This window comes from Corynebacterium pygosceleis, assembly GCF_016595275.2.
Classification (GTDB): Bacteria; Actinomycetota; Actinomycetes; order Mycobacteriales; family Mycobacteriaceae; genus Corynebacterium; species Corynebacterium pygosceleis.
In genome coordinates this window covers 348,768-372,200 of the sequence record NZ_JAENIQ020000003.1, presented here as the reverse complement: position 1 = coordinate 372,200, position 23,433 = coordinate 348,768, and the positions used below count along the sequence as shown (strand labels likewise).

Genomic DNA, 23,433 nt, shown 5'->3' with positions numbered 1-23,433 from the left:
TGAGATGTACGGGTTGAACGCACCGGATGCGGTGTGTTCCAGCTTAGATGGTGATTCCCCGTGCCATCCGGCGGGTGTGCCGGAGAAGCGGTGGAGTACGGTGCCTCGTGGGCGCGGTGCGGATACCGGGTGTGGGACGGGGTGCGTGCCGACGCCCGGTGATACCGGTGGGGTGAACGGGTGTCAGCGGGCGTTGGAGGGAGCCATGGTCTTCGGCCCGCGACAGAGCGCGATCTCCCCGGACTGGATCATCTCCCGGATACCGAAGGGCTCGAGGACGTCGAGGAGCGCGCTGAGCTTGCCGGGGGTTCCCGTGGCCTCGATGACGACGGCGTCCGGCGAGACGTCGACGACGCGGGCCCGGAAGATGTTGGCTGCGTCGACGATCTGCGGGCGGTTCCCGGCGTCCGCGGAGACCTTGACCATCATCAGGGCCCTGGCGACGGTGTTCTCGTCGGGGAGCCGGACGACCTTGAGCACCGGGATGAGCTTGTTGAGCTGTTTGGTGATCTGTTCGATGGTGTGTTCGTCCGCCAGATCACCATCGATGACGATGGTGATCCGGTTGATGCCGTCGATGTCCGTGATCGCTGAAACGATGGATGCGATCGGGTACCCGCGGCGGGTGAACAGTCCCGCGATCCGCGAGACGATTCCGTCGACGTCCTCGACGAGGACGGACAGGATGTAGCGGTTCTTCGGGAACATCAGTTCTTCTCCTCGGTGTGCTTGGCGGCGTCGTGCGCGTTGCCTTCGATGGCCTTGTCGACGTCGGCCAGTGCCGTCGCCGCCGAGTCCTCGTCGAACAGGGGACGCAGGCCCTTGGCGTACTGGATGTCACTGTTCGAGTGACCGGCCGCCACCATGGGCCAGACCTGGGCGTCCTCACCGACGATGAAGTCGATGACGACGGGGCGGTCGTTGATCTCCCGGGCACGGCGGATGGCGGGGACCACGTCCTCCTCACGGGTGACACGGATCGCCTCGCAGCCGAGAGCCTCGGCGAGCTTGACGAAGTCGGGCACGTATTCACCCTGGTTGCGCAGTCGGGTATTGGAGTAGCGGCCCTCGTAGAAGAGGGTCTGCCACTGGCGGACCATACCGAGGTTGCCGTTGTTGATCAGCGCGACCTTGATGGGGAAACCCTCGACGGCGCAGGTCACCAGTTCCTGGTTGGTCATCTGGAAACAGCCGTCCCCGTCGATCGCCCAGACCTCCTTGTCCGGCATGCCCGCTTTCGCCCCCATCGCTGCGGGAACGGCGTAACCCATGGTTCCGAGCCCGCCGGAGTTGAGCCAGGTACGGGGATTCTCGTAGTCGATGAACTGGGCGGACCACATCTGGTGCTGACCGACGCCCGCACAGTAGATGGCGTCGGGTCCGACCTCCTCGGAGAGGGTGTTGATGACGTACTGGGGCGAGATCATCCCGTCGTCGTTGCCCGACCAACCACGGGGGAACCGTTCCCGGAGCCCGTTGAGATAGGAGACCCAGCGGCCGATGTCCGGCCGGTCCAGGTCGAGCTTGCGGTACATGGTCAGCAGCGCGTCCAGGACCTCCCGGGCGTCACCGACGATCGGGACGTCAGCGTGACGGATCTTGGAGATCTCCGCGGGGTCGATGTCCGCGTGGATGACCTTGGCGTCCGGGGCGAAACTGTCGAGGTCACCCGTGACCCGGTCATCGAACCGCGCACCGATGGTGATGAGGAGATCGGAGCGCTGCATGGCGGCGACGGCCGAGACGGTACCGTGCATGCCGGGCATACCCATGTGCTGCGGATGACTGTCGGGGAAGGACCCCAACCCCATCAGGGTGGTGACGACGGGAATTCCCGTGTACTCGGCGAACGCGAGCAGTTCGGCGTGGGCGTCGGCCTTGATGACACCGCCGCCGATGTAGAGACAGGGGCGCTCGGACCCGGCTATCATCCGCACGGCCTCCTCGACACGCCGGTGGTGCGGGGTGGTGACCGGTTTGTACCCGGCGAGTGGGGTGTCCGGCGGCCAGACGAAGTCGCACATGGCGTTCTGGACGTCCTTCGGGACGTCGATGAGGACGGGGCCGGGGCGCCCGGTGGATGCGAGATGGAAGGCTGCGGCGACGGCCGCGGGGATCCGGTTCGGATCGGTGACCATGTAGTTGTGCTTCGTCACCGGCATCGTGATGCCCCGGATGTCCGCCTCCTGGAAGGCGTCGGTACCCAGCAGCGTGTGCCCGACCTGCCCGGTGATCGCGACAACCGGGACCGAGTCCAGGTGCGCGTCAGCGAGTGGCGTGACCAGGTTCGTCGCACCGGGGCCGGAGGTGGCGATGCAGACTCCGACCTCACCGGACGCCTGAGCGTAACCTTCGGCGGCGTGCCCGGCCCCCTGTTCGTGCCGCACGAGAACGTGCCGGACCTTCTCCGAGGAGTAGAGGGGGTCGTAGAGCGGGAGGATCGCACCGCCCGGAATGCCGAATACGACGTCCACCCCGAGTTCCTCGAGCGAGCGGACGATTGCCTGGGCTCCGGTCATACGCTCGGGGGCGGACGGTTGCGCATCCTTCGCCAGCATGGCGGGACTGGGGTGTTGACGAGCTGCCACGTTCACGACGTCGGGCTCCTTTTTGGGATGGTCTCGGTGAAAAACGATCAGTGGGAATTACTGGGACGAACGGGCGACCCCTCCCCGTTCCACCACCCGGACACCGGCGGTGGATGGTGCGGAGGAATCCGGCCGAACCAGGTCGAGAATGAACAAAACCCCCGTTCACTCACCATTTCATGTGGTGGTGCCGAGGGCGTTTGACTTCACGACTTGTACGGCCGCTATGGCAAACGCCGGCTGCTTACGAGTACAAGTCGAATGTTGTTCATGCCACGAGATGTTACACAGGAGCACCCCGCGCCCGACAATTCACACCACCCGTCCCATACCCCCGTCCACCCTGTGGGACAGGGGGCCGGGTATCCGTACCGCCCCTGAAGTGACATGGAGCACATCGATGGACCTGTCCGGGCATCCCCCACTGCGGAATCCGGGGGTGGGAACCGGTCGGACCCCACCCCGTGAAGTGACCCCCTCCGGCACGTTACCCTGTTCCCCATGCCGTCCTTACCCATCTCCTACATCCTGTCCAGCTGGTGGCAGTGGATCGTCGATCCAGGTATCGATCTCGCCATCTCCATCGTCATCGCCTTCCTGGTGCCGAGGATCGGTCGCCTCGTCATCAGACTGATCACCGGGCACCTCGATCCGAATGAACAGGAGTCGAAGCAACGCCTCGCCATCGTCGGCACAGCGGTCTACCTGATCCAGTTGATCGCCTACTTCCTCCTCTCCATCGCCACACTGAAGCAACTCGGCGTTCCGCTCGCCGGGGCCGCGATCCCCGCGACGGTCATCTCCGCCGCTGTCGGCCTGGGCGCGCAGTCGATCATCGCCGACTTCCTCGCCGGATTCTTCATCATCTCTGAGAAACAGTACGGTGTGGGCGACTGGGTCCGGTTCCAGGGTTCCGGGATAGATGTCGAGGGTGACGTCATCCAGATCACGATGCGCGCCACCCGGGTCCGTACGCTCGCCGGTGAAACCGTGAACATCCCCAACTCGACGGCCCGGGTGTGCATCAACCACTCCAACTACTGGGCCCGGGCCGTCGTCGTCATGCCCATCCCGCTGCTCGGCTCCGATTCAATCGACGACGCCGTCAAACGGTCCACCGACGCCACCCTCCGGGCACTGGAGCAACCCGATATCGCCAGGGACGTCACCGGTGAACTCGATGTCCACCCGTCGGTCGGGGTCGAGGAACCGAACACCGTCGGGATGCCCTGGATGGTGAACATGCGTTTCATCGTGCAGGTGAACCCGGCACGCCAGTGGGCCGTGGAGCGTGCCGTGCGGACGAAGATCATCGAGGAGTTCTGGAAGGAGTACGGCTCGGCCACCACCATCTCGGGTGCGGTCAGGGACACCCTCGACGCGGATGCTCCACTGCTCGAACGGGCGCTCACCCGTGCACCGCTCATCGACGTCGACTATGACACCCCCGACGGCACACGCCGCACCGGAGCGGGGGAGGCGGGGAAGGTCTCGGACAGTGGCGAGGGGCACACCCCGGTGCGGGGATCCGGCGCCGCCGCAGCTGCTGCGGCGTCCGGTTCCGGTGGACTCTCACCGAGACCCCGGGATCGTGCCACGGACGGTACCGCGACCGACAGTGACCGGTCCCGTTCCGATGTGTCCACCACCGACCCGTCCGACACCGAGAGCCCGTCCGAACCCGGCGAAGAGGTCTATTCGGCGGTCTCCGGGGACAGCATCGCCTCAACGGGCTGGCGGAGGGCCGTCTCCTTCGGTGGCCGTGTCCGCCCCTCCACCTCCGGGCTCTGCGTCGTACTCGTCGCACTGCTCTTCTTCAAGGGGTTCACCCTCGACCCGAGTGACATCGAGGAGGCCGAGGACATCCTCACCACGACCCCTCAGGAGGTCCTCTCCCCCGAGAAGACGACAACGACGCCCTCCCCCACATCCTCGACAACGCCCTCATCGTCACCCCAGGAGACCTCACCGACGGACGACGACCCCGGAACGGGGAACGGATCACCGTCACCGACCGGCACCACCCCGGAGTCCGGTTCCACGTCCCCCGGGACAACAGTCCCGGACGCCCCCCGCGGGTGACGGCGGAGCCGATTCCGCGACCAACCCCTGACCCCGAGGTGACTCGGCTACCGGCCATTCAATAGAATCAGCGGGTATGTCCTCCACGAGCCCTGACGCTGACCCCGATTCCGGCGGCACCGACGCCTACGGCGCCACCGGAACATCACCGGTCACCACCACCGTGTTCCGGCCGGACCGGACACACGTCCTGGGTGCCGGCCTGATGCTGCTGACCAGTCTGCTCACCGTGGGAGCCGCACCGCAGTGGTTGTTCTGGATTCTGTTCCTTCCCCTCATCTACGCCTACTGGGCGCTGAGGTCGCACACCACCATCACCGAGAACGGCATCACCGCCACCTACGCGTTCTCACGGGAACGCAGCGTCAGCTGGGGGGACTTCGCCGGGATCCGTTTCGGTTCGGGCAGTTCCCACGCCCGTTTCCACGACGGGCGGGAGTTCCCGCTCCCCGGCGTGTCCTTCAACAGCGTCCCGGACCTCGCCGCAGCGTCGGCCGGACGGATCCCCGATGTCATCGCCGCCGGTCGTTCCGCTGCGGATGACAGAGTCGTGGTGATGCGCCGCGACGGACACCAGGTGGCGAAGTCCCGGGAGGAGGCCACCCGGGAGATCCTCGCGGCCCAGGAGGAGATCGAACGGGCGAAGCGGGAACGTGCCGCCGCGAAACGACACAGCGGCATGGAACCCGGCGGCTGGTACCAGGCGGACGCAGAGGGCAACCCCGTCATCCGGGAACAGGGCGCGTCCCGCCCCGGTGACGGCGACAACCGACGCGACGAACCCTGACACATAGGCCGACGTCCGTTTCCACGGACACCACTCACCCCCCATGACAAGTAGAAGACAGCCCCCATGATCCCCTTACGTTCAAGAGTCACCACAGTCGGTCGCAACGCCTCCGGTGCCCGCGCACTCTGGCGCGCCACCGGAATGAAGGACAACGACTTCGGCAAGCCGATCGTCGCCATCGCGAATTCCTACACCCAGTTCGTGCCCGGGCACGTGCACCTGAAGAATGTCGGTGACATCGTCGCCGAAGCCGTGACGGCGGCGGGCGGTGTCCCGAAGGAGTTCAACACCATCGCCGTCGACGACGGCATCGCCATGGGCCACGGCGGCATGCTCTACTCCCTGCCCAGCCGCGAGATCATCGCGGACGCCGTCGAGTACATGGTCAACGCGCACACCGCCGACGCTCTGGTGTGCATCTCCAACTGCGACAAGATCACCCCGGGTATGCTCAACACCGCACTGCGGCTGAACATCCCGACGGTCTTCGTCTCCGGCGGCCCGATGGAGGCCGGCAAAGCCGTCGTCGTCGACGGCATCGCCCACGCCCCCACGGATCTCGTCACCGCGATCTCCGCGTCGGCGAACGAGGGCGTCGACGCACCCGGGCTGTCCAGGATCGAGGCCTCCGCCTGCCCCACCTGCGGTTCCTGCTCAGGTATGTTCACCGCCAACTCGATGAACTGTCTCACCGAGGCTCTCGGGCTCTCCCTGCCGGGCAACGGCTCGACGCTGGCCACGCACAAGGCCCGGCGGCAGCTGTTCACACGAGCCGGTGAGACTGTCGTCGAACTGTGCCGCCGTTACTACGGCGAGGAGGACACCTCCGTCCTCCCGAGGTCCATCGCGACGAAGCACGCCTTCGACAATGCGATGGCTCTCGACATGGCCATGGGTGGCTCGACGAACACCGTGCTGCACATTCTCGCGGCGGCGCAAGAAGGCGAGGTCGACTTCGACCTCGACGACATCGACGGCCTCTCCCGCCGGGTCGGCTGTCTGTCGAAGGTGTCCCCCAACTCGAACTACCACATGGAGGACGTGCACCGGGCCGGCGGGATTCCCGCCATCCTGGGCGAGCTCCACCGTGGCGGGCTGCTCCACGACGACGTCCACTCGGTGCACTCCCCCGATCTCCAGTCCTGGCTCGACGCCTGGGACATCCGTAGCGGGAAGGCCAGCGACGAGGCGGTCGAGCTATTCCACGCCGCCCCCGGTGGGGTACGGACGACCGAGCCCTTCTCCACGGAGAACCGCTGGGATTCCCTCGACACCGACGCGGTCAACGGCTGCATCCACGACGTGGAGCACGCACACACGGTCGACGGTGGCCTGGCCGTCCTCCGTGGCAACATCGCCCCGGACGGCGCGATCATCAAGGCCGCCGGCATCGACGAGGAACTGTGGCACTTCTCCGGCCCCGCCCGGGTGGTGGAATCGCAGGAGGAGGCGGTCTCCGTCATCCTCAAACGCGAGATCCAGCCCGGTGAAGTCCTGATCGTCCGGTACGAGGGTCCCTCAGGTGGCCCCGGCATGCAGGAGATGCTGCACCCGACCGCGTTCCTCAAGGGTGCGGGCCTGGGACGGAAGTGCGCGCTGATCACCGACGGCCGCTTCTCCGGGGGATCCTCGGGTATCTCGGTCGGTCACGTCTCCCCCGAGGCCGCGCACGGTGGTCTGATCGGTCTGATCCGGGACGGGGACACCGTCACCATCGACATCCACAACCGACTTCTCCAGCTCGAGGTCGATGACGCGGAGATCGAACGTCGCCGCGGGGAGATGGACGCCTCCGAGAAGCCGTGGCAGCCGGTCAACCGTCAGCGCACGGTGAGTAAGGCACTGCGGGCCTACGCCAAGATGGCGACATCCGCCGACAAGGGCGCGGTGCGTCAGGTCGACTGACCGGACCGACTCCGGACACGGAAGGGGGGGTGGGCACCCCTCTACGGGTGCCCACCCCCCCTTCCGTGTCGTACGGGAAACGGTGCAGCCGGCCTACCCGGCCACTACTCCACCCGGTCACCGTATCGACGGGAAGAGGCGCCCACGGTGGTGGACGACGCCTCTGTGGGTGCTGTCCCGGTCAACTACTGAACGGGTAGGCACCGCCGGTGACCAGCCACCACAGGCCGACCGCACAGCCGATGCCGATGAGGGTGAAGACGATGGAACTCCACAGTGGGCGACGTGCCCAGCTGCGCGCGAAGTCCAGGGAGACACGACCGGGGCCGGTGAGCTGGAGCCCGACCGCGACGACGGTCATCAGGACGGAGAAACGGACCCCGTCACCCCACTGGAAGGGGTTGACCGGGGTGTCGGCGATGTTGATCTGGTGGAGCGCGAGGAACGCCGTCACCACGGTGGCCAGCGCCGCCGCGAGCGGGGTTACCAGGCCGAGAACCAGGAGGACACCGGCGGCGAGTTCAACGCCGGGGACGGCGACGGCGAGGACACCCGCGAAGTCGTAGCCTGCGAACTGCTCCTCCAGACCGGAAATGCCGCCACCGTTGCCTAGCCGGAAGAACACCGACACCGAGTGGAGGATGAGCAGGGCGCCGAAGAAGAGCCGGATCAGGAAGAGACCGAAATCCATCGTGCCGCGCCTGGTCTCGAGCTCGTTCTCCCCGGACGGTTCCCCGGCGTAACCGTGATCGGTGACCTGAACCTGGGACGCCTGCTGTGCCGGGACCGCGGAGCCGGTCATCACGGGCATCGTGGTCGTGGGCTGTCCGGGACCGAAATCGGTGTCGGCGTAGGTGTCCTCGGGCGGTGCGGCATACGTGTCCACGGGCTGCGCGGCGTTCTGCCCGGGGGCCGGGAACGTGGCGGTGGCTGCGGTGTCATCGGTGGTGGCGCCGATGGACCGGGGAGCGGCACGGCCAGCGCGGTCATAGACCGAGTCACGGGGCACCCCGGTGTCGGGGGCGCCGTCCGCGTCCGCCTGCGGCGCGTAGGTGGGGATGTCGGTGTCATCGAAGTCTCCGGGCACAGCCCGGTCGGGACGGGAATCATTGTTGGCGGTCATACACAGCACAGTATGTGAGCCGCAGCATTTTTCCGAGATACACCCCGGGCGCGTCGGCAATTCGACTCAAAATCGTTACGGAGAACTCCGTGTCAGCCACACGCCGACAGTTGGGCGGTGAGTGCGTCACGCTCCGCAGGAGTCACCCACAGGTGGTAGCGGTGCTTCACGGTGATCTGTCTCTTCACGTACTCGCACCGGAAGTCCGGATTCGGGGGCAGCCACGTCGCGGCGTCCGCAGCCCCCTTTTCCTGGTTCATCGGCCCGGAGACGGTGATGAGGTTGTCGGGATCGTTCGCGAACGCACGGCGCAACTCCGGGTCCAGGCCCTGTGCGCCCTTCATCCAGGCGTCGGCGAGTGGCACGATGTGGTCGATCTGGACGGCGTTACTCGTATTCGGGCCCCGGACGAAGTCGATCTGGGTGCCGGTGTAGTAGTCGTTGAGCAGTCCCGACTGGACGACGCAGTCCCGGGTTCCGGGCCGGAACTCCACCCGGATCAGATCCCTGGCGAGTATGTCGTTCCGGGTGTCACAGCCGTTGTGCCCGAACTCGACCTCGACGTCATCGCTCCACCGCTGCCCGAACGCCTCACGTGCGTAGCCTGTCAACGGTGCCCGCTCACGGACGTCGAGTTCCGCGAGCATGTCACGGTAGAGCTGGGGACCGGGCCACTCTCCGGGATCCGGTTCACCGGCGGCGGTGACGGCGCCGGAACCACCCGATCCCCCACCCCGGGCGTCCTCGACCGCACCCCACAGGGCGGACACCAGGACGATGGCGCCCGTGACCAGGAAAACGGCGACGGCCGCAGCCGGAATGAAGCCACGTCGACGGGGTCTCGGGATGTTCACAACCGGCTACCGTAGCACTGTCCCGCCGTAAACGGGAGGTCAGGCCACTGGTTGGAGTCTTCTCCGTGCCGCCGCGATCACGGAATCGGTGAGCTTCTGGAGGAGTGGCGACTCCAGACGCCAGTGCTGCCAGTAGAGCGGCACGACGGACACCCGTTCATCGAGCAGCACCAGCTCCCCGGCGTCGAGCAGATCCTCGGTCTGGATCTCCGGAACGAGCCCCCATCCGAGACCGGCCCGCGCGGCCTCCACGAACCCCTCGGAGGACGGTATCTGTGAGATTCTCCGGTGCCGGGGCGGTTGGGCGACCCGTCCGGCCAGGTCCGAGTCCTGGATCTTGTCATTGGGGCCGTACCTGAGCGCCGGCATCGCCGCCCAGTCGAGCCGACCGTTGACGGTGTAGGCGTCCCGGAGTGCGGGACTGGCGACGGCCCGGTAACGCATGACACCGAGGGGACTGACAGTACAGCCGGAAACCGGGGCGTGTTCCCGGGTCACCGCCCCGAGGCAGTCTCCCCGACGCAGGAGTTTCAGGGAGTGCGCCTCGTCCTCGACGCGGAGCTGAAGGGTGGCCGAGTCCCAGGAGGCGACGTCACCGAACACCGGGGTGAACCAGGTCGCCAGTGAGTCGGCGTTGATCGCGACGCTGAGCGGGACCCGGGCGATCCGGCCACGCAACTGTGCGTCGGTTTCCGCCTGGAGCAGCGCCATCCGGCGGGCCGCCTGGGCGAGAACCTCCCCTGCCGCGGTCGCGGTCGTCGGGTTGGTCCGTCGGACCAGGACCCGTCCCGCCTGGGACTCGAGTGCCTTGATCCGCTGACTGACCGCAGACGGGGTGAGGGAGAGCGAATCGGCCGCGCCCTCGAAGGAACCTTCGTCGAGTACGGCGAGGAGGGTGGCCAGGTGAATCGGGTTCATGAAGTGATTCTAACGTACATTGAAAAACTTTAACTTTTCTTAATTACGCCGGGGTGTCATCATCGACGTCATGAACATCGCACTCCACGGATTCCTCATGGGACTGTCCCTCATCATCGCCATCGGACCGCAGAACACCCTCCTGCTCCGCCAGGGGATCCGCCGGACCGCCGTGGGTGCCGTCGTCGCCGTGTGCCTGATCTCCGAGTACATCCTCATCCTCGGTTCGACCGCCGGGGTGGCGGTCCTCATCGACCGGGCGCCGGTGATCCTCGACGTGATGAAGTACCTCGGTTTCGCCTACCTCATATGGTTCGCCTTCACCTCCTTCCGGGACGCCTTCCGCCCCACGGTCGACACCTTCGGGTCCGACGGTGCCGCCCCCGGCACGCCCGATGAACCGGCTCCGACGTCACCTTCCGGTGCCGCACCGACGGGCGGCACCGGAGCGGTGGCCGTCGCCGAGCGGACGACCCGGGCCAGCCGGACCGCCCCTCAGCGCGCATGGGTGAAGCCCGTCCTCGCGGCGCTCGCGATGACCTGGCTGAACCCCGCCGCCTACGTTGACATCGTGGTGATGCTCGGCGGCATCGCGAACCAGTACGGGGAGATCGGCCGCTGGTACTTCGCGGCCGGCGCACTGGCGGCATCGACCGTGTGGATGCCCACCATCGGCTACGGAGCGAAGAAACTCGCGGGCCCGCTCTCCCGCCCCGATGTCGCACGCATCGTCAACATCGCCATCGGTATCGTCATGGTCGCTATCGCCTTCCGCCTCCTCCTCCACTGACGGCGGAACCGTCCGACACCGTGGCGACGGTGAACGAAAACCCCGGCCCGTGCAGCGACGGGACGGGGTTTTCCGTGTTCCGGTACCCGGTCGGCTACTTCTCCCGGGTCTTCGACTTCGTCGCCTGGGCCCAGATGTTGATCCCGGCGTCGGAGGCGATCTCGTCGATCGCCGACAGCTCCGCGTCCGTGAACGACAGATTCTGCGCCGCATCGATGTTCTGGTCGAGTTGTTCGACCGAGGAGGCGCCGACGAGCGCGGAGGTCACCGTCTGTTCCCCGTACCGGCCCTGGTCCCGCAGAACCCAGGACACCGCCATCTGGGCAAGGGTCTGGCCGCGTTCACGGGCGATGTCGTTCAGGCTCCGCATCATTTCGATGTTCTCCTCACTGAGCATGTCACCCGACAGGGACTTGCGGGCCGCCGCCCGGGAGTCCTCCGGAACGCCGTCCAGGTAACGGTCGGTCAGCAGCCCCTGGGCCAGCGGGGAGAAGGCGATGGTGCCGACACCGTTGTCGGCGGCGGCCTCGAGCAGCGTGTCACCGTCGTCACCGGGCTCCTCCACCCAACGGTTGACGATGGAGTAGCTGGGCTGGTTGATCAGCAGCGGACACCCCTCCTCCGCCATCATCTCGGCGGCTTCCGTGAGCAGCTCGGGCCCGTAGCTGGAGACACCGACGTAGAGCGCCTTTCCGCTGGAGACGATGTCCCGCAGCGCGTACATCGTCTCCTCCAGCGGGGTCTCCGGATCGGGTCGGTGATGGTAGAAGATGTCGACGTAATCGAGCCCCATGCGCCGGAGCGACTGGTCCAGGGAGGCCGTCAGGTACTTGCGTGACCCACCGAAACCGTAGGGCCCGGGCCACATGTCCCAGCCCGCCTTCGACGAGATGATCATCTCGTCGCGCAGTCCCCGGAAGTCCTCGTCGAGGATTCGACCGAAGTTAATCTCGGCGGAACCGTTGGGTGGGCCGTAGTTGTTGGCCAGATCGAAGTGGGTGACGCCACGGTCGAACGCGCGCCGGATGATGGACCGCTGGGTCTCCATCGGCTTGTCGTCACCGAAGTTGTGCCACATCCCGAGGGAGACCACGGGCAGCTTCAGACCGGAGTGTCCGACGGTCCGGTAGGGCACGCCGTCATGGTATCGCTGCGGGTCGGGCTGATAGGTGGGCTGGGGGTCCGGATTGAAGGGCATGCCCACCAGTCTGCCCCGGGGAGATTCACTTGTCGACGTCCGATCCCGACGCGTCCCCTCCCCGGTGTCCGTTGGGTGTCGATTCCGCCACACACGGATCACCGGGATCGACCGGGCGATAACCTCCCGCGGACACCGACCACCGACTTCACGACTGAACGGGGGTGACGGAACCGGTGAAACACACGGACAGCGGAACCGGGACCCCGACAACACCGACCGCATGTGACCGACATTGCATGTAACACCGTTAGACAGACCTCGTCACAACTTATGGTGGTGTTACCAGGGGCCCGTCCCCGGGCATGAGAAAACCGGACCGGACGATTCCGGATCCCGGCCCGTGACGTGTCGTCATGACGGAAACAACAGCACCGTCGTGGCACGGCACATGGATCACCAAGGAGCATCTATGAATCTGAACCGCCGAACATTCCTGAAGGCGTCCGCCACAGCCGGCGTGATCGCCGCTCTGGGGAGCGTGTTCCGGGAGGCTGCCGCAGCGGAGATCCCCGCACCCCTCTTCCGCGAGTTACGCGAACGCTGGATCGACATCATCACCTCGCGACATCTCTTCGATCCCTCCGACGCCGCGTTCACTCCCCTCCTCGCGTCACTGGACCGGTCCGTTGACCGGGCACTCGATGATCTGGCCACCGGACCGGAGGCCGAGACAACAGTGTTCAGGAGCAAAAACCTCGCGGACGAGAAAGCCCCCGACATCACCTCCACGGCGCGCAGCATCCTCACACTCGCCAACGGCTGGTCGATCCCGGGTTCCCGGCACCACAAGAGCCCGGAGGTACTCGAGGCGGCGGTCACCGCACTGGACAGGTTCCTGGACCTGCGTTACAACCCGGGCCAGTTCGAGTACGGGAACTGGTGGGACTGGGAGTCCGGTGCGGCCCGTGCCGTCGGCGACGTCATGTGTCTGCTGGGGGACGAAATCCCCGCCGACACCATGGCGAAGGCCGCCGCGGGAATCGCCCACTTCATTCCGGACCCGACCGAACAGGAGATCAACAAGGGGGCGTCACGCAAGACGTCCACCGGTGCCAACCGACTGGATCTCTGCCGTGCGGTGGCATGCGCCGCGATCGCGGCGGAGGACGAGACGCGACTCCGCGATGCCCTCAACGGCCTGTCCGACACCTGGCGGTACGTCGAGACCGGAGACGGTTTCTACCGGGACGGTTCCTTCGTCCAGCACACCCACATCCCGTACACCGGTGCATACGGCAACGTGCTCATCTCGGGGCTCTCCCTCATGTTCGATCTGGTCGCCGGCACCACATTCGACATCAGCGAGGAAGGGAAGCAACGTGTCTACTACCTCGTGGACCAGGCCTACATCCCGATCATCGTGGAGGGACAGGCCATCGACGGGGTCCGTGGTCGATCCATCTCCCGCAAGATCGAGCCCGGGTCATCCCACGGCATATCCATTCTGACCTCGATCATCCGTCTCGCGGAGCGCGCACCCGCCGAGTACGCGGAGCGCTGGCGCGGACTCTGCTCCGGGTGGCTGCACCGAAACACCTACAACGATTTCACGGACACGGGCAGCATGTCGCAGCTCGCACTCGTGAACCGTGCGATGAGTTTCCCCGCGGCACCAGCACTCTCCGAACCGAAGATGTTCACGTCGATGGACAGACTCGTCCACCGCAGTGCGGACTGGACCGTCGCGGTGTCGATGTGTTCGAAGCGGATCTCCTGGTACGAGTACGGCAATCGGGAGAACGAACTCGGTTCCCGTACCGGCAGCGGCATGCGCTATCTCATGCTCCCGGAGAACATGGGCCAGTACGAGGACGGTTTCTGGTGCACCGTCGACTATTCGGCACCGACCGGGACGACGGTCGACCACCGGGAACTCGAACGGGGCGTCGGCGACTCCTGGGGTGTCGACACCCCGCAGAACGAATGGACGGGTGGATTGACCAGTGGTCCGCTCAGTCTCGCCGGTATGCACCTGATCGGGCCCGATCTCAATGGCCTCGAAGCCCGACGACTCTGGTTCGGAACACCCGATTCCGTCGTGGAGCTGGTCGGTGGTGTCACCGCACCCGACAGCCCGGCGATGACGGTCGTCGAGCACCGCAACATGGGCGAGAACGGCGATCCGGTGCTCACCGTCGACGGTAACCGGGTCACCGGGGAATCAACCGTCACGAATCCGACCTGGGCGCACCTGGACGGTGTCGCCGGCTACGTCTTCCTCACCCCGGGAACGGTCCGGGCGAGCGTCACCGAACGCACCAACACGTGGTTGAACGTCAACCCGTTCCGCACCGGGTACCCGGGGGCCGACGAACCCGTCACCCGTACCTGGGCGACCATCCAGTTCGACCATGTCGGTGAGTCCGAGAACGCGGGCGGATGGATCCTGCTCCCCCGTGCCAGCGCCGGGGAGACCCGCCGGATCGCGGAGGCGCTGAGCGGCCCCGCCGCCGCCGCGAAAATCGAGCGGAACGACCGGAGCGCACAGGTCGTCCAGGTCGGTTCGACCACCGGCTTCGCGGTCTGGGAACCGGGGACCTACGCGAACTGGGAGTTCGGGCAGCCTTCGATCGTTCTCGCCGAGTACGGCACAGACACGGTGACCGTCACAGCGGCGGACCCCACCCAGGAAGCGGCGAACGTGACGATCACGGTGCCCGGTGAATGGCCGGTTTCCACCGGCGAAGGCGTCAGTGTGACGGCGACCCCCACCGCCACCACCCTCGTCGTCGACACCGCCGGCCGCGAAGGTGCCTCCCGTACGGTCGTCCTCCGTAGGAGGGGGACGACGCCGCCACCTAGCGGCGAGTCGTCCACCGGGGGCCTGAGTTTCGGGAGCGTCACCGGCGGCAGCTCCTTCTTCTCGTCCTAGTGACACGCCGGACGGCCCGACACCACCGAGGCCCCGCTTCCCGTCTGTCACGGGGAGCGGGGCCTCGGCCCGGACATGCGTCACCTCACGCGGGGTGAACCGTCCCCGGAGTTTTCGTCGATGGAGAAGTCGACCGATTCATCCTCGTCGAGCTGACGTGCGACCTTCTCCCGGACGGTCGCGGCCATCTCCTCCTCGTCGATGTTCGAGGCCTTCAGACGGCGGGTCAGTTCACGCTGGTGGCCCGCCGTGAACTTCCGCTTGGGGTCGAGCTTACGGGTGACGAGCTCACGGATACGCTGACGCCGCTTGACCTCGTTGACGATCATGCCGCGATCGCGCACCCAGGCGTACACCAGGACGAACATCAGGGCGACACCGACATAACCGAGCAACGGGTACAGGTAGGTGACCAGGGTCTGGAACCCGAAGAAGCTGAGGGCGAAACCGACGAGCACCGCGACGACGAACGTGGAGTTGAAGTTCTGCGGCTTGTTCACCGTCAGGCGACGGGTCAGGGCGTAGAACATGCCCAGCGCGGAGTTGAAGATCATGCCGTAGATCGCCACCGACATCAGTGTGCCCATGACCGGGTGCATGAGGCCCACGAGGGTCAGCATCGGCATCGCGTCGTCCTTGAGCATGTCCACCTTGAGGAACAGCGAGGAGGCGACGAGGCACAGCATCAGCCCGAAGATTCCGCCACCGAGGAGCCCGCCGACACCCGCGATACGGGCGTTGAGGTAGTAACCGCCGATGACGATCGACATGGAGACGACGACGATCAGGGAGAAGCCGAGGTAGTTCAGGGAGGCGACCCAGACGTTCGGCAGGGTGGTGTAGATCGTCGAGGCGGAGGCCTCGAGGTGTGACCAGTCATCGGGGGCTGTCGCGAAGGCGTAGAGCGCGGCGATGATGATGAAGAGAATGATGCCCGGGGTGATCGCCCCGATGATGTTGCTCACCTTGTCAACGTCGAGTCGACCGAGCACCAGGACGAGTACGAGAAGGATGACGGCCCCGACCCACACGGGGAGGCCGAACTGCTGGTTGAGGTTCGCACCCGCACCGGCGAACATGACCATGCCCAGTGAGAAGATGGTCAGCATCACGGAGCCGTCGAGGAACTTCGCGGCGACCGGGTGCGCCACCTGGTCGAACACGGCGGTGTGTTCGGTGGCCTGGTAGTAGCTGCCGAGTTGCAGGATGACGAGGCCGACGACGCACATCATGAGCGCGACGGTGACGGCACCCCAGAGACCGGCGTGGCCGAAGACGACGAAGAACTGGAGCACCTCCTGACCGGATGCGAATCCGGCGCCGACGCTCAGGCCGACGAAGGCCATCGCGATTGCCATTACTCGTTTCAACATGTGGGTGTCTCCCTCTCCGGAGAATCGTCGAACACTGTATTCGGGTGGCGGGTCCCCGCTCCGGGGATCGCCAGAGGAGATTCTAACGATGTCCGGGCCGATTGCCTGCATTGATCTGATCTGTCTCACGGATTCATTCGCGTGGCGCTCCTGTCCGGCGGACCCGGCCGGGCCGCATTCCCACTGCAAGAACCACCTGAATCCGTCCCTGGAGGACCTGGGCGGCACGCTCCCGTGGCGTCCCGGGACCGCTCACCCGTATCAGGGGAACGGAGGGGTTCGCCTCCGTCCGGGGAATGTCCGGGGTGGATCGAAACGGTTCACGCGGAGGATCCGGGAGACACCGGCAAAAGACGGGGACGGGGGGACGGTTTTTCCGTCCCCCCGTCCCCGCGATCCGGTCACCGCGCGGGTGTCAGCGGCACTTCTCCGCGATGAGCTTGTTCACCAGGGCGGGATCGGCTTTGCCCCGGGTGGCCTTCATGACGGCACCGACGATGGCACCGCCGGCCTTGGCGTTGCCGCCCCGGATCTTCTCCACGATGTCCGGGTTGGCGGCGAGCGCCTCGTCGACGGCCTTCTCGATGGCTCCGTCGTCGCGGACGACCTCCAGGCCACGGGCGGCGACGACCTCGTCGACGTCCCCCTCACCCGCGAGAACACCGTCGACCGCCTGCCGGGCGAGCTTATTGGTCAACTTCCCTTCCTTGACCAGTGCTGCGACGTGGGCGACCTGCGCCGGGGTGATGGTGAGCTGTTCCAGTTCGACCCCGGACTCGTTGGCCTTCTGCGTGAGGTAGGAGACCCACCAGGACCGTGCCTCGGCGGGGGTCGCCCCCTCCTCCACGGTGGAGATGATGAGATCCAGGGCCCCGGCGTTGACGAGATCACGCATCTCGGCGTCGGAGAGATTCCACTCCTCCCGGATCCGGGCCTTGCGCACCCAGGGCAGCTCCGGAAGGGTCGCCCGGATCTCCTCGACCCACTCGCGGGGGGCGATGACCGGCGGAAGGTCCGGGTCATTGAAGTAGCGGTACTCCTCGGCGGTCTCCTTGATGCGTCCGGCCGTCGTGGAGCCGTCCGTCTCGTGGTAGTGCCGGGTCTCCTGGCGGATGGAGCCACCGTCGGTGATGACGCGTGCCTGACGCTGCATCTCGTAGCGCACGGCCTGTTCGACGGATTTCAGGGAGTTGATGTTCTTGGTCTCGGTGCGGGTGCCGAACTCGGTCTGACCGACGGGCCGGAGGGAGAGATTCGAGTCGACGCGCATCGAGCCCTGATCCATGCGGGCGTCCGACACACCGAGAGCCTTGACCAGGTCCCGGAGTGCACTGACGTAGGCGCGGGCGACCTCCGGAGCGCGTTCACCGGCCCCCTCGATCGGCTTGGTCACGATCTCGATGAGCGGAACACCGGCCCGGTTGCAGTCCACCAGGGACGACGTGGCGCCCTGGATGCGTCCCTCCGAGCCACCGAGGTGGGTGAGCTTGCCGGTGTCCTCCTCCATGTGGGCGCGCTCGATCTCGACGCGCCACGTGGTCCCGTCGTCGAGGACGACGTCGAGGTACCCGTCGTACGCGATGGGTTCGTCGTACTGGGAGATCTGGTAGTTCTTCGGCTGGTCCGGGTAGAAGTAGTTCTTCCGGGCGAAGCGCGAGGATTCCGCGATGGAGCAGTTCAGTGCGAGACCGATCTTGATCGCCCACTCGACGCCCTTCGCGTTGACGACGGGCAGCGCCCCCGGGAGCCCGAGGCTGACGGGGTCGACGTTCGAGTTCGGTGCGGAACCGAAGTTCGCGGAGGACGCCGAGAACATCTTCGTCTCGGTCGCCAGCTCGACGTGCACCTCGAGCCCCATCACCGGGTCGAAGCGCGTGAGTACCTCATCGAAATCCATCAGATCATTTACCGGAGCAGTCATGTCCGACAGTCTAACGGCTCCCGGTCCGGTACCGCGCGTCCACTCCCCGACTCGCCCGGACGACGGTGGGATCCGGGTGACGGTCAGACACGTGCGTGTCTCGGACCGAGGGCCAGCAGAAGGAAGATGACGAGCACGAACACCACGGAGACACCGATGATGAGGCCCTCCCTGTGGGGACTGTTGCGGTCCGCGAACCACGCGCCGACGGCGGCACCGGCGGTGTTGAGCATGAGATCGTCGATGTCCGAGTAGCCGACCGCGAAGACGAACTGGAGGGTCTCGATGAGCAGACTGACACCGAGCCCCGTCAGCGCCGTCCGGCGTATCCGGTCTCCGTGGTTCCGGTACAGGAGACAGACCAGGGCCCCGAAGGGGAGGAACAGGGCGATGTTGCCCATGATGTTGAGGGGCGGGCCGTACCAGACGTGGGCCGTGGACAACTCACCGAAGGGGATCAGACGGATGTCCCTGGTCCGATGTGCCGCGGTCGACCAGAGACCGGCGATGACGAAGATGAACTTGAACAGGGTCAGTGCCGTGATGACGGCGATGTTGAGCACCAGCGCGACAACGATGTGACGACGTTCGACCGGCGAACTCTCTGGAGGTGTCACGGTACGCATGCGCTCACAGTGTAGACGCCGTACCTGGGTGCTCCCTGTGGACGTCAAAGAGGACCACCCCGGAAGAACCGTCGGTTCTTCCGGGGTGGTGACCGGCTCGTGTGGCGCGGTGGGGGTCAGCCGAACAACGCCTGTGCGGTCCGGTAGCGGCCCTCGGGCACGCTCTTGAGCTGTCCGACGGCCTCCTCGAGACCGATGAGGTTGATGTGCTCCCCCTTGAGGGCGACGACCTTCCCGAAGTCCCCGGTGTGGCAGGCCCGTGCGGCGTGCACACCGTAACGGGTCGCCAGGACCCGGTCGTAGGCGGTCGGGGTGCCGCCGCGCTGGATGTGGCCGAGGACCGTGGTACGGACGTCGTGCCCGGCGCGTGCCTGGATCTCGTCGGCGATCTGCTGTCCCATTCCGGTGAAGATCTCGTGACCGAACTGGTCCACTCCCCCGGACTTGAGTTCCATGGTGCCCTCCTTGGGCATGGCCCCCTCTGCGACGACGACGATGCCGTACTTCTCGCCCATCTGGAAACGACGCTCCATGGCCTTGCAGATCTCAGCGATGTCGAAGGGCTGCTCGGGGATCACGATGTAGTGCGCGCCACCGGCCATGCCGGCGTGCAGTGCGATCCAGCCGACGTGACGGCCCATGACCTCGACGATCATGACACGGTTGTGGGACTCGGCGGTGGTGTGCAGCCGGTCGATGGCGTCGGTCGCCACGGAGACGGCGGTGTCGAAACCGAAGGTGTAGTCCGTGCCGTTGACGTCGTTGTCGATTGTCTTCGGGACGCCGACGACCGGAATGCCGTTGTCGGAGAGCCACTTCGCACCCTTGAGCGTGCCCTCGCCGCCGATCGGGATGAGCGCGTCGATGCCGGCGTCGGCGAGATTCGCCTTGATCTGGTCCAGTCCGTTCTTGAAACGGTCCGGGTGCAGACGACCGGTCCCGAGAATCGTTCCGCCGCGGAGGAGAATCCGGTCGATGGATTCGTCGTCGTAGAGCTGGACACGGCGGTCCTCCATGAGACCGACCCAACCGTCCTGGTAACCGACGACGGTCGATCCGTAATCCGAACTGGCGGTGCGGACGATTCCGCGGATGACAGCGTTGAGGCCGGGGCAGTCGCCGCCGGAGGTCAGTGTCGCAATTCGCATGCCCCCCATCCTAGTCCGCCACGCTGCCGGATGCCCGTTCGGAAGAGGATCTGAAGAAGGAAACGGACACAAAACCAAGGAACAGTACGCAGGCGGTGATGATGACGGCGTTGCCCATGGCGTTCCCGAGGGAGGTTCTCGCAGCTCCGATCTGCATCGCGGCGCCCACGGCGGCCGCACCGATGACGGATCCGACCTGCCGTGTGGTGTTGTACACACCTGAGGCGGCGCCGAGTCGTTGCGGTGGAAGATCCCGCATCGTGGTCGCCGAATTGGGCGACCAGATGAACCCGTGCCCGACACCCATGAGCACGACCGGCACCAGGATCCACCAGACGGACACCCCGTCGCGCATGACCGCCGCGAGCAGTCCGACGGCCACCGTCATCGCCCCGAATCCGATCATCGACAGGACCCGGGGGTGCACACGGTCGGCGAGTCTGCCGACGAACGGTGAGAGGACACCCGAGATCACGGCGGTGGGAACGAGCATGAGACCCGCCTTCTCCGCGCTCATCCCGAGACCGTCCTGGAGGTAGATCATCATCGGCAGCGCGATCGAGGCGACGGCGAAGCCCATGGTCGCGATGGAGAACGCCCCGATGGAGAAGTTCCGGTCGTGGAAGATGCCCAGCGGGACGAGGGGGTCCGCACCTCTCTCCCCTGTGGTGTGCTGCCGACGGAGGAACAGCAGCAGGGCCACCACCCCGCCGAGGAACACGAACCAGATCCACGTCGGCCAGTGCAGCTTCGGCCCCTGCTGCATCGCGTAGACCACACCGAAGACCGCCAGGAGGGACAGCAGGACGCTGAGTCCGTCCACCCGGCGCGTGACCGTGGGCATCGACGGTACCCATTTCACCACCATGACCAGGCTCAGGACACCGAAGGGGATGTTGATGAAGAAGATCCACTGCCAGCCGAGGGTCCCGGTGATCAGGCCACCGAGCAACGGCCCGGCGAGTGAGGCGAAACCGGCGACGGCACCCCAGATCCCCATGGCCGCACCACGTCGTTCCCGGGCGAAGATCCGGTTGATGACACTCATCGTCTGCGGGGTGAGTATCGACGCCCCGAGTCCCTGGAGTGCACGGGCGACGATCAGCCACTCGACCCCCGGCGCGAGCCCGCAGGCCAGCGAGGAGAGGGTGAAGATGACCATGCCGACGAGGTAGACGTTGCGCTGCCCGTACCGGTCGCCGAGACGTCCGGTGACGAGCAGCGGGACAGCGAAGGTGATGAGGTAGATGGAGGTGACCCAGACGACGGCGTTGAGTGAGGCACCGAGTTCGGTCTGGAACTGGGGTGTCGCCACGGCCACGACCGTCTGGTCGAGGAGGATCATGAAGAATCCGATGCACAGCGCGGCGAGTGCACGCCAGGCCTGTTTCTCGGGCAGGACGGGGGATGCGGGTCGGGTGTCGGTCACCGGCCCATCCTACGACGGCGGCTGTTCCGCGTCCTCCGCTGTCGCTGCATCCCGGCCGTCCCCGGTCGTCGGCTCCGGGTCGGGTTCCGACCGCGCCGGTGGCACGGTACGGACACCCCGGACCCCGGACCAGACGCCGAAGGGGAGGAAACTGAGCCCGATACCGAGGGCCGTGCGGTAGACGCCGAAGGCGGCGATCAGCGGTGCGGTCACGGTGAGTCCGATCGGTTGACTGAGGCCCCCGGCCGCGGTGAACAGGGACAGTGTCCGCCCGCGCACCCGGTCGGGCACGGTCTCGGTGACCAGGACGAGATGCAGTGGCCCGAAGAGACCGGCTCCGATCCCGGCGAGCACCATGCCGGTGAACACCAGCGGATCACGGCCGAGTCCGCCCAGGAAGAGGAACGCCAGGATGAACAGAATCACGGTGCCCGCCCAGAGTGTCCGTCTGCGACGGGTGCCGAGCAGTGTGGCCAGGCCACCGCCGATGACAAAGCCGACGGCGTAGGCGGCGAGCACGGCCCCCATCACGGCCGGGGCATCGACGGCCTGGTAGTGGGCGGGCAGGAGGATCACCAGATACGGGACGACGAGCATCGTGGACACCAGTTCCATGATGAGCAGCAGGCGCACGATGGGATGGGTGAGGATCTCCCGCCACTGACGCACGATGCCCATGTCGGGCACCCCGGCGTCGGTGTCACGTGCACAGCCGCCGGTGTGCGTGACCCGCACGACGGTGGTCGACGCCGCTGCTGCGAATGAACAGCCCGCGGTGATCCACAGCACCGTGATCACCGGCTGCGCCGCCATCAGCGCGCCTCCGAGTGCGGGGCCGATCAGTGCGGCGACACCCACGAGTGTCTGCATGATCCCGGCGAGTCTGTCCCGGGACACCCCGGAGGTGGCCGAGACATCGCCGAGCAGTGACTGTCTGGCGGCCATTCCCGGCACGTCACCGACCGCGCCGAACACGGCGAGCCCGATGAACCAGGCGAGTGTCAGTTCCAGGGAGGCGTCGACGGCGATGAGGGCGACGACGGAGAGCCCGCTGATCACGTCGGAGATCACGCTCATGGGTTTGCGCCCCAGTGTGTCGATCAGCTGACCCCCGATGAACGACACGACCAGTGCGGCGAGCGCGGTGACCGCGACGACGGTGCCCGCCGCGGCGGGGTCCCCGGTGCGTTCGAGGATCAGCCACGGCCAGGCGATCAGCGCGATGGAGTTGCCGAACTGCGAGAGCCCGGCGGAGGAGAGGTAGAGCCACGCGGAGGCGCGGTGACGCACCGGGGTGCCGGTCGTCATCGTGCGACCTCCGTGCCCGTGAGCTGTCCGACCGGTTCGTTGAACCGGACGACGGCCGGAGGGATGTCCCCGGTCGCGGAGTCGAGCACCACCGATGCGGGGAATTCCCCGCTCGGGAGTTCCTCCTCGTCGAGCCGCCTGCGCTGGCCGGAGATCACCGTCGCCTCCTCCGCGAGATGCTCGGCGACCCGTGTCCGGCCCCGGGTGAAGACCCCGGCGTCCACCTCTGTGACGCCGACGGGGAGCATCTCGAGGATGTCCGTCAAGGTGAATCCGGCCTCGGCGAGGGACCTGACCCGGGCGAGCCGTACGGCGTCGGCCGGGTCGCAGATCCGTCGCCCCGCGCTGTCCCGACCTGGGGGCGGCATGAGCCCGATGTCGTGGTGGTACCGGATCGTCCGTGCCGAGACCCCCGCGAAGGCGGCCATTTCGCTGATGGTGAGCATCGTCATGGTTGGGACGCTAGTTGCTTCCGTTGGGGCAACCGCAAGAGATCCGGGGGAAC

Annotated in this window: 18 protein-coding genes; 5 read left to right on the top strand and 13 right to left on the bottom strand. The window is 66.4% G+C overall.

What is annotated here, in order from left to right:
• Positions 1-183 precede the first annotated feature (183 nt).
• Together ilvN and JIM94_RS08160 are read right to left on the bottom strand one after the other, a co-directional pair.
• Positions 184-708, bottom strand: a complete 525-nt coding sequence (gene ilvN / locus JIM94_RS08165; RefSeq protein ID WP_200251741.1) for an acetolactate synthase small subunit — start codon at positions 706-708, stop codon at positions 184-186.
• Positions 708-2,594, bottom strand: coding sequence for an acetolactate synthase large subunit (locus JIM94_RS08160; RefSeq protein WP_200251734.1), 1,887 nt, complete (start codon positions 2,592-2,594; stop codon positions 708-710). The genes ilvN and JIM94_RS08160 overlap by 1 nt, the downstream gene beginning before the upstream one ends.
• 495 nt (positions 2,595-3,089) lie before the next feature.
• Here JIM94_RS08160 and JIM94_RS08155 point away from each other — a divergent pair, with 495 nt between their 5' ends.
• The 3 genes from JIM94_RS08155 to ilvD all read left to right on the top strand — a co-directional run bounded on the left by JIM94_RS08155 (position 3,090) and on the right by ilvD (position 7,365).
• Positions 3,090-4,670, top strand: coding sequence for a mechanosensitive ion channel family protein (locus JIM94_RS08155; protein ID WP_200251731.1), 1,581 nt, complete (start codon positions 3,090-3,092; stop codon positions 4,668-4,670).
• A 76-nt stretch (positions 4,671-4,746) separates the two neighbouring features.
• Positions 4,747-5,457: a PH domain-containing protein gene (locus JIM94_RS08150; protein ID WP_200251728.1), complete on the top strand. Its 711-nt coding sequence runs from the start codon at positions 4,747-4,749 to the stop codon at positions 5,455-5,457.
• Between the two features lie 66 nt (positions 5,458-5,523).
• The gene (ilvD, locus tag JIM94_RS08145; RefSeq protein WP_200251725.1) at positions 5,524-7,365 is read left to right on the top strand and encodes a dihydroxy-acid dehydratase; all 1,842 of its coding nucleotides are present in this window, start codon (positions 5,524-5,526) and stop codon (positions 7,363-7,365) included.
• A gap of 181 nt (positions 7,366-7,546) precedes the next feature.
• Here the strand turns inward: ilvD and JIM94_RS08140 are convergent, their stop codons facing one another.
• The 3 genes from JIM94_RS08140 to JIM94_RS08130 all read right to left on the bottom strand — a co-directional run bounded on the left by JIM94_RS08140 (position 7,547) and on the right by JIM94_RS08130 (position 10,260).
• A complete protein-coding gene (locus JIM94_RS08140) occupies positions 7,547-8,488 on the bottom strand; it encodes a DoxX family protein (protein ID WP_200251712.1) in 942 nt (313 codons plus the stop codon).
• Between the two features lie 92 nt (positions 8,489-8,580).
• Positions 8,581-9,342, bottom strand: coding sequence for an HNH endonuclease family protein (locus tag JIM94_RS08135; protein WP_248086084.1), 762 nt, complete (start codon positions 9,340-9,342; stop codon positions 8,581-8,583).
• A gap of 39 nt (positions 9,343-9,381) precedes the next feature.
• Positions 9,382-10,260, bottom strand: a complete 879-nt coding sequence (locus JIM94_RS08130; protein ID WP_200251710.1) for a LysR family transcriptional regulator ArgP — start codon at positions 10,258-10,260, stop codon at positions 9,382-9,384.
• 70 nt (positions 10,261-10,330) lie between these two features.
• Here JIM94_RS08130 and JIM94_RS08125 point away from each other — a divergent pair, with 70 nt between their 5' ends.
• The gene (locus JIM94_RS08125; RefSeq protein ID WP_200251708.1) at positions 10,331-11,050 is read left to right on the top strand and encodes a LysE/ArgO family amino acid transporter; all 720 of its coding nucleotides are present in this window, start codon (positions 10,331-10,333) and stop codon (positions 11,048-11,050) included.
• Positions 11,051-11,144: 94 nt separating this feature from the next.
• Here JIM94_RS08125 and mgrA read toward each other — a convergent pair whose 3' ends face one another.
• Positions 11,145-12,248, bottom strand: coding sequence for an L-glyceraldehyde 3-phosphate reductase (gene mgrA / locus JIM94_RS08120; RefSeq protein WP_200251705.1), 1,104 nt, complete (start codon positions 12,246-12,248; stop codon positions 11,145-11,147).
• Positions 12,249-12,660: 412 nt separating this feature from the next.
• Between mgrA and JIM94_RS08115 the strand changes: the two genes are divergently transcribed.
• Entirely contained in the window at positions 12,661-15,123 is a 2,463-nt protein-coding gene (locus tag JIM94_RS08115; protein ID WP_200251703.1) for a polysaccharide lyase 8 family protein, read from the top strand.
• Between the two features lie 80 nt (positions 15,124-15,203).
• Here JIM94_RS08115 and JIM94_RS08110 read toward each other — a convergent pair whose 3' ends face one another.
• The 7 genes from JIM94_RS08110 to JIM94_RS08080 all read right to left on the bottom strand — a co-directional run bounded on the left by JIM94_RS08110 (position 15,204) and on the right by JIM94_RS08080 (position 23,380).
• On the bottom strand, positions 15,204-16,496 hold the full coding sequence (locus tag JIM94_RS08110) for a YkvI family membrane protein (protein ID WP_200251689.1): 1,293 nt from the start codon (positions 16,494-16,496) through the stop codon (positions 15,204-15,206).
• Between the two features lie 415 nt (positions 16,497-16,911).
• Positions 16,912-18,417, bottom strand: a complete 1,506-nt coding sequence (gatB, locus tag JIM94_RS08105) for an Asp-tRNA(Asn)/Glu-tRNA(Gln) amidotransferase subunit GatB (protein ID WP_200251686.1) — start codon at positions 18,415-18,417, stop codon at positions 16,912-16,914.
• 83 nt (positions 18,418-18,500) lie between these two features.
• The gene (locus JIM94_RS08100) at positions 18,501-19,043 is read right to left on the bottom strand and encodes a VanZ family protein (RefSeq protein ID WP_200251683.1); all 543 of its coding nucleotides are present in this window, start codon (positions 19,041-19,043) and stop codon (positions 18,501-18,503) included.
• A gap of 116 nt (positions 19,044-19,159) precedes the next feature.
• The gene (locus tag JIM94_RS08095; RefSeq protein WP_200251676.1) at positions 19,160-20,191 is read right to left on the bottom strand and encodes a 6-phosphofructokinase; all 1,032 of its coding nucleotides are present in this window, start codon (positions 20,189-20,191) and stop codon (positions 19,160-19,162) included.
• Between the two features lie 10 nt (positions 20,192-20,201).
• Positions 20,202-21,620, bottom strand: coding sequence for a DHA2 family efflux MFS transporter permease subunit (locus JIM94_RS08090; protein WP_248086086.1), 1,419 nt, complete (start codon positions 21,618-21,620; stop codon positions 20,202-20,204).
• 9 nt (positions 21,621-21,629) lie between these two features.
• Positions 21,630-22,928, bottom strand: a complete 1,299-nt coding sequence (locus tag JIM94_RS08085) for an MFS transporter (protein ID WP_200251673.1) — start codon at positions 22,926-22,928, stop codon at positions 21,630-21,632.
• Positions 22,925-23,380: a MerR family transcriptional regulator gene (locus tag JIM94_RS08080; RefSeq protein WP_234039070.1), complete on the bottom strand. Its 456-nt coding sequence runs from the start codon at positions 23,378-23,380 to the stop codon at positions 22,925-22,927. The genes JIM94_RS08085 and JIM94_RS08080 overlap by 4 nt, the downstream gene beginning before the upstream one ends.
• Positions 23,381-23,433: the final 53 nt, after the last annotated feature.

Bases quoted from the DNA above. Each gene is read 5' to 3' on its own strand.
- JIM94_RS08125 (WP_200251708.1), top strand. From the start codon at position 10,331: ATGAACATCGCACTCCACGGATTCCTCATGGGACTGTCCCTCATCATC.
- ilvN (WP_200251741.1), bottom strand. From the start codon at position 708: ATGTTCCCGAAGAACCGCTACATCCTGTCCGTCCTCGTCGAGGACGTC.
- JIM94_RS08110 (WP_200251689.1), bottom strand. From the start codon at position 16,496: ATGTTGAAACGAGTAATGGCAATCGCGATGGCCTTCGTCGGCCTGAGC.
- mgrA (WP_200251705.1), bottom strand. From the start codon at position 12,248: ATGCCCTTCAATCCGGACCCCCAGCCCACCTATCAGCCCGACCCGCAG.
- JIM94_RS08095 (WP_200251676.1), bottom strand. From the start codon at position 20,191: ATGCGAATTGCGACACTGACCTCCGGCGGCGACTGCCCCGGCCTCAAC.
- JIM94_RS08100 (WP_200251683.1), bottom strand. From the start codon at position 19,043: ATGCGTACCGTGACACCTCCAGAGAGTTCGCCGGTCGAACGTCGTCAC.
- JIM94_RS08130 (WP_200251710.1), bottom strand. From the start codon at position 10,260: ATGAACCCGATTCACCTGGCCACCCTCCTCGCCGTACTCGACGAAGGT.
- JIM94_RS08140 (WP_200251712.1), bottom strand. From the start codon at position 8,488: ATGACCGCCAACAATGATTCCCGTCCCGACCGGGCTGTGCCCGGAGAC.
- gatB (WP_200251686.1), bottom strand. From the start codon at position 18,417: ATGACTGCTCCGGTAAATGATCTGATGGATTTCGATGAGGTACTCACG.
- JIM94_RS08085 (WP_200251673.1), bottom strand. From the start codon at position 22,928: ATGACGACCGGCACCCCGGTGCGTCACCGCGCCTCCGCGTGGCTCTAC.
- JIM94_RS08115 (WP_200251703.1), top strand. From the start codon at position 12,661: ATGAATCTGAACCGCCGAACATTCCTGAAGGCGTCCGCCACAGCCGGC.
- JIM94_RS08080 (WP_234039070.1), bottom strand. From the start codon at position 23,380: ATGACGATGCTCACCATCAGCGAAATGGCCGCCTTCGCGGGGGTCTCG.
- JIM94_RS08155 (WP_200251731.1), top strand. From the start codon at position 3,090: ATGCCGTCCTTACCCATCTCCTACATCCTGTCCAGCTGGTGGCAGTGG.
- JIM94_RS08150 (WP_200251728.1), top strand. From the start codon at position 4,747: ATGTCCTCCACGAGCCCTGACGCTGACCCCGATTCCGGCGGCACCGAC.
- ilvD (WP_200251725.1), top strand. From the start codon at position 5,524: ATGATCCCCTTACGTTCAAGAGTCACCACAGTCGGTCGCAACGCCTCC.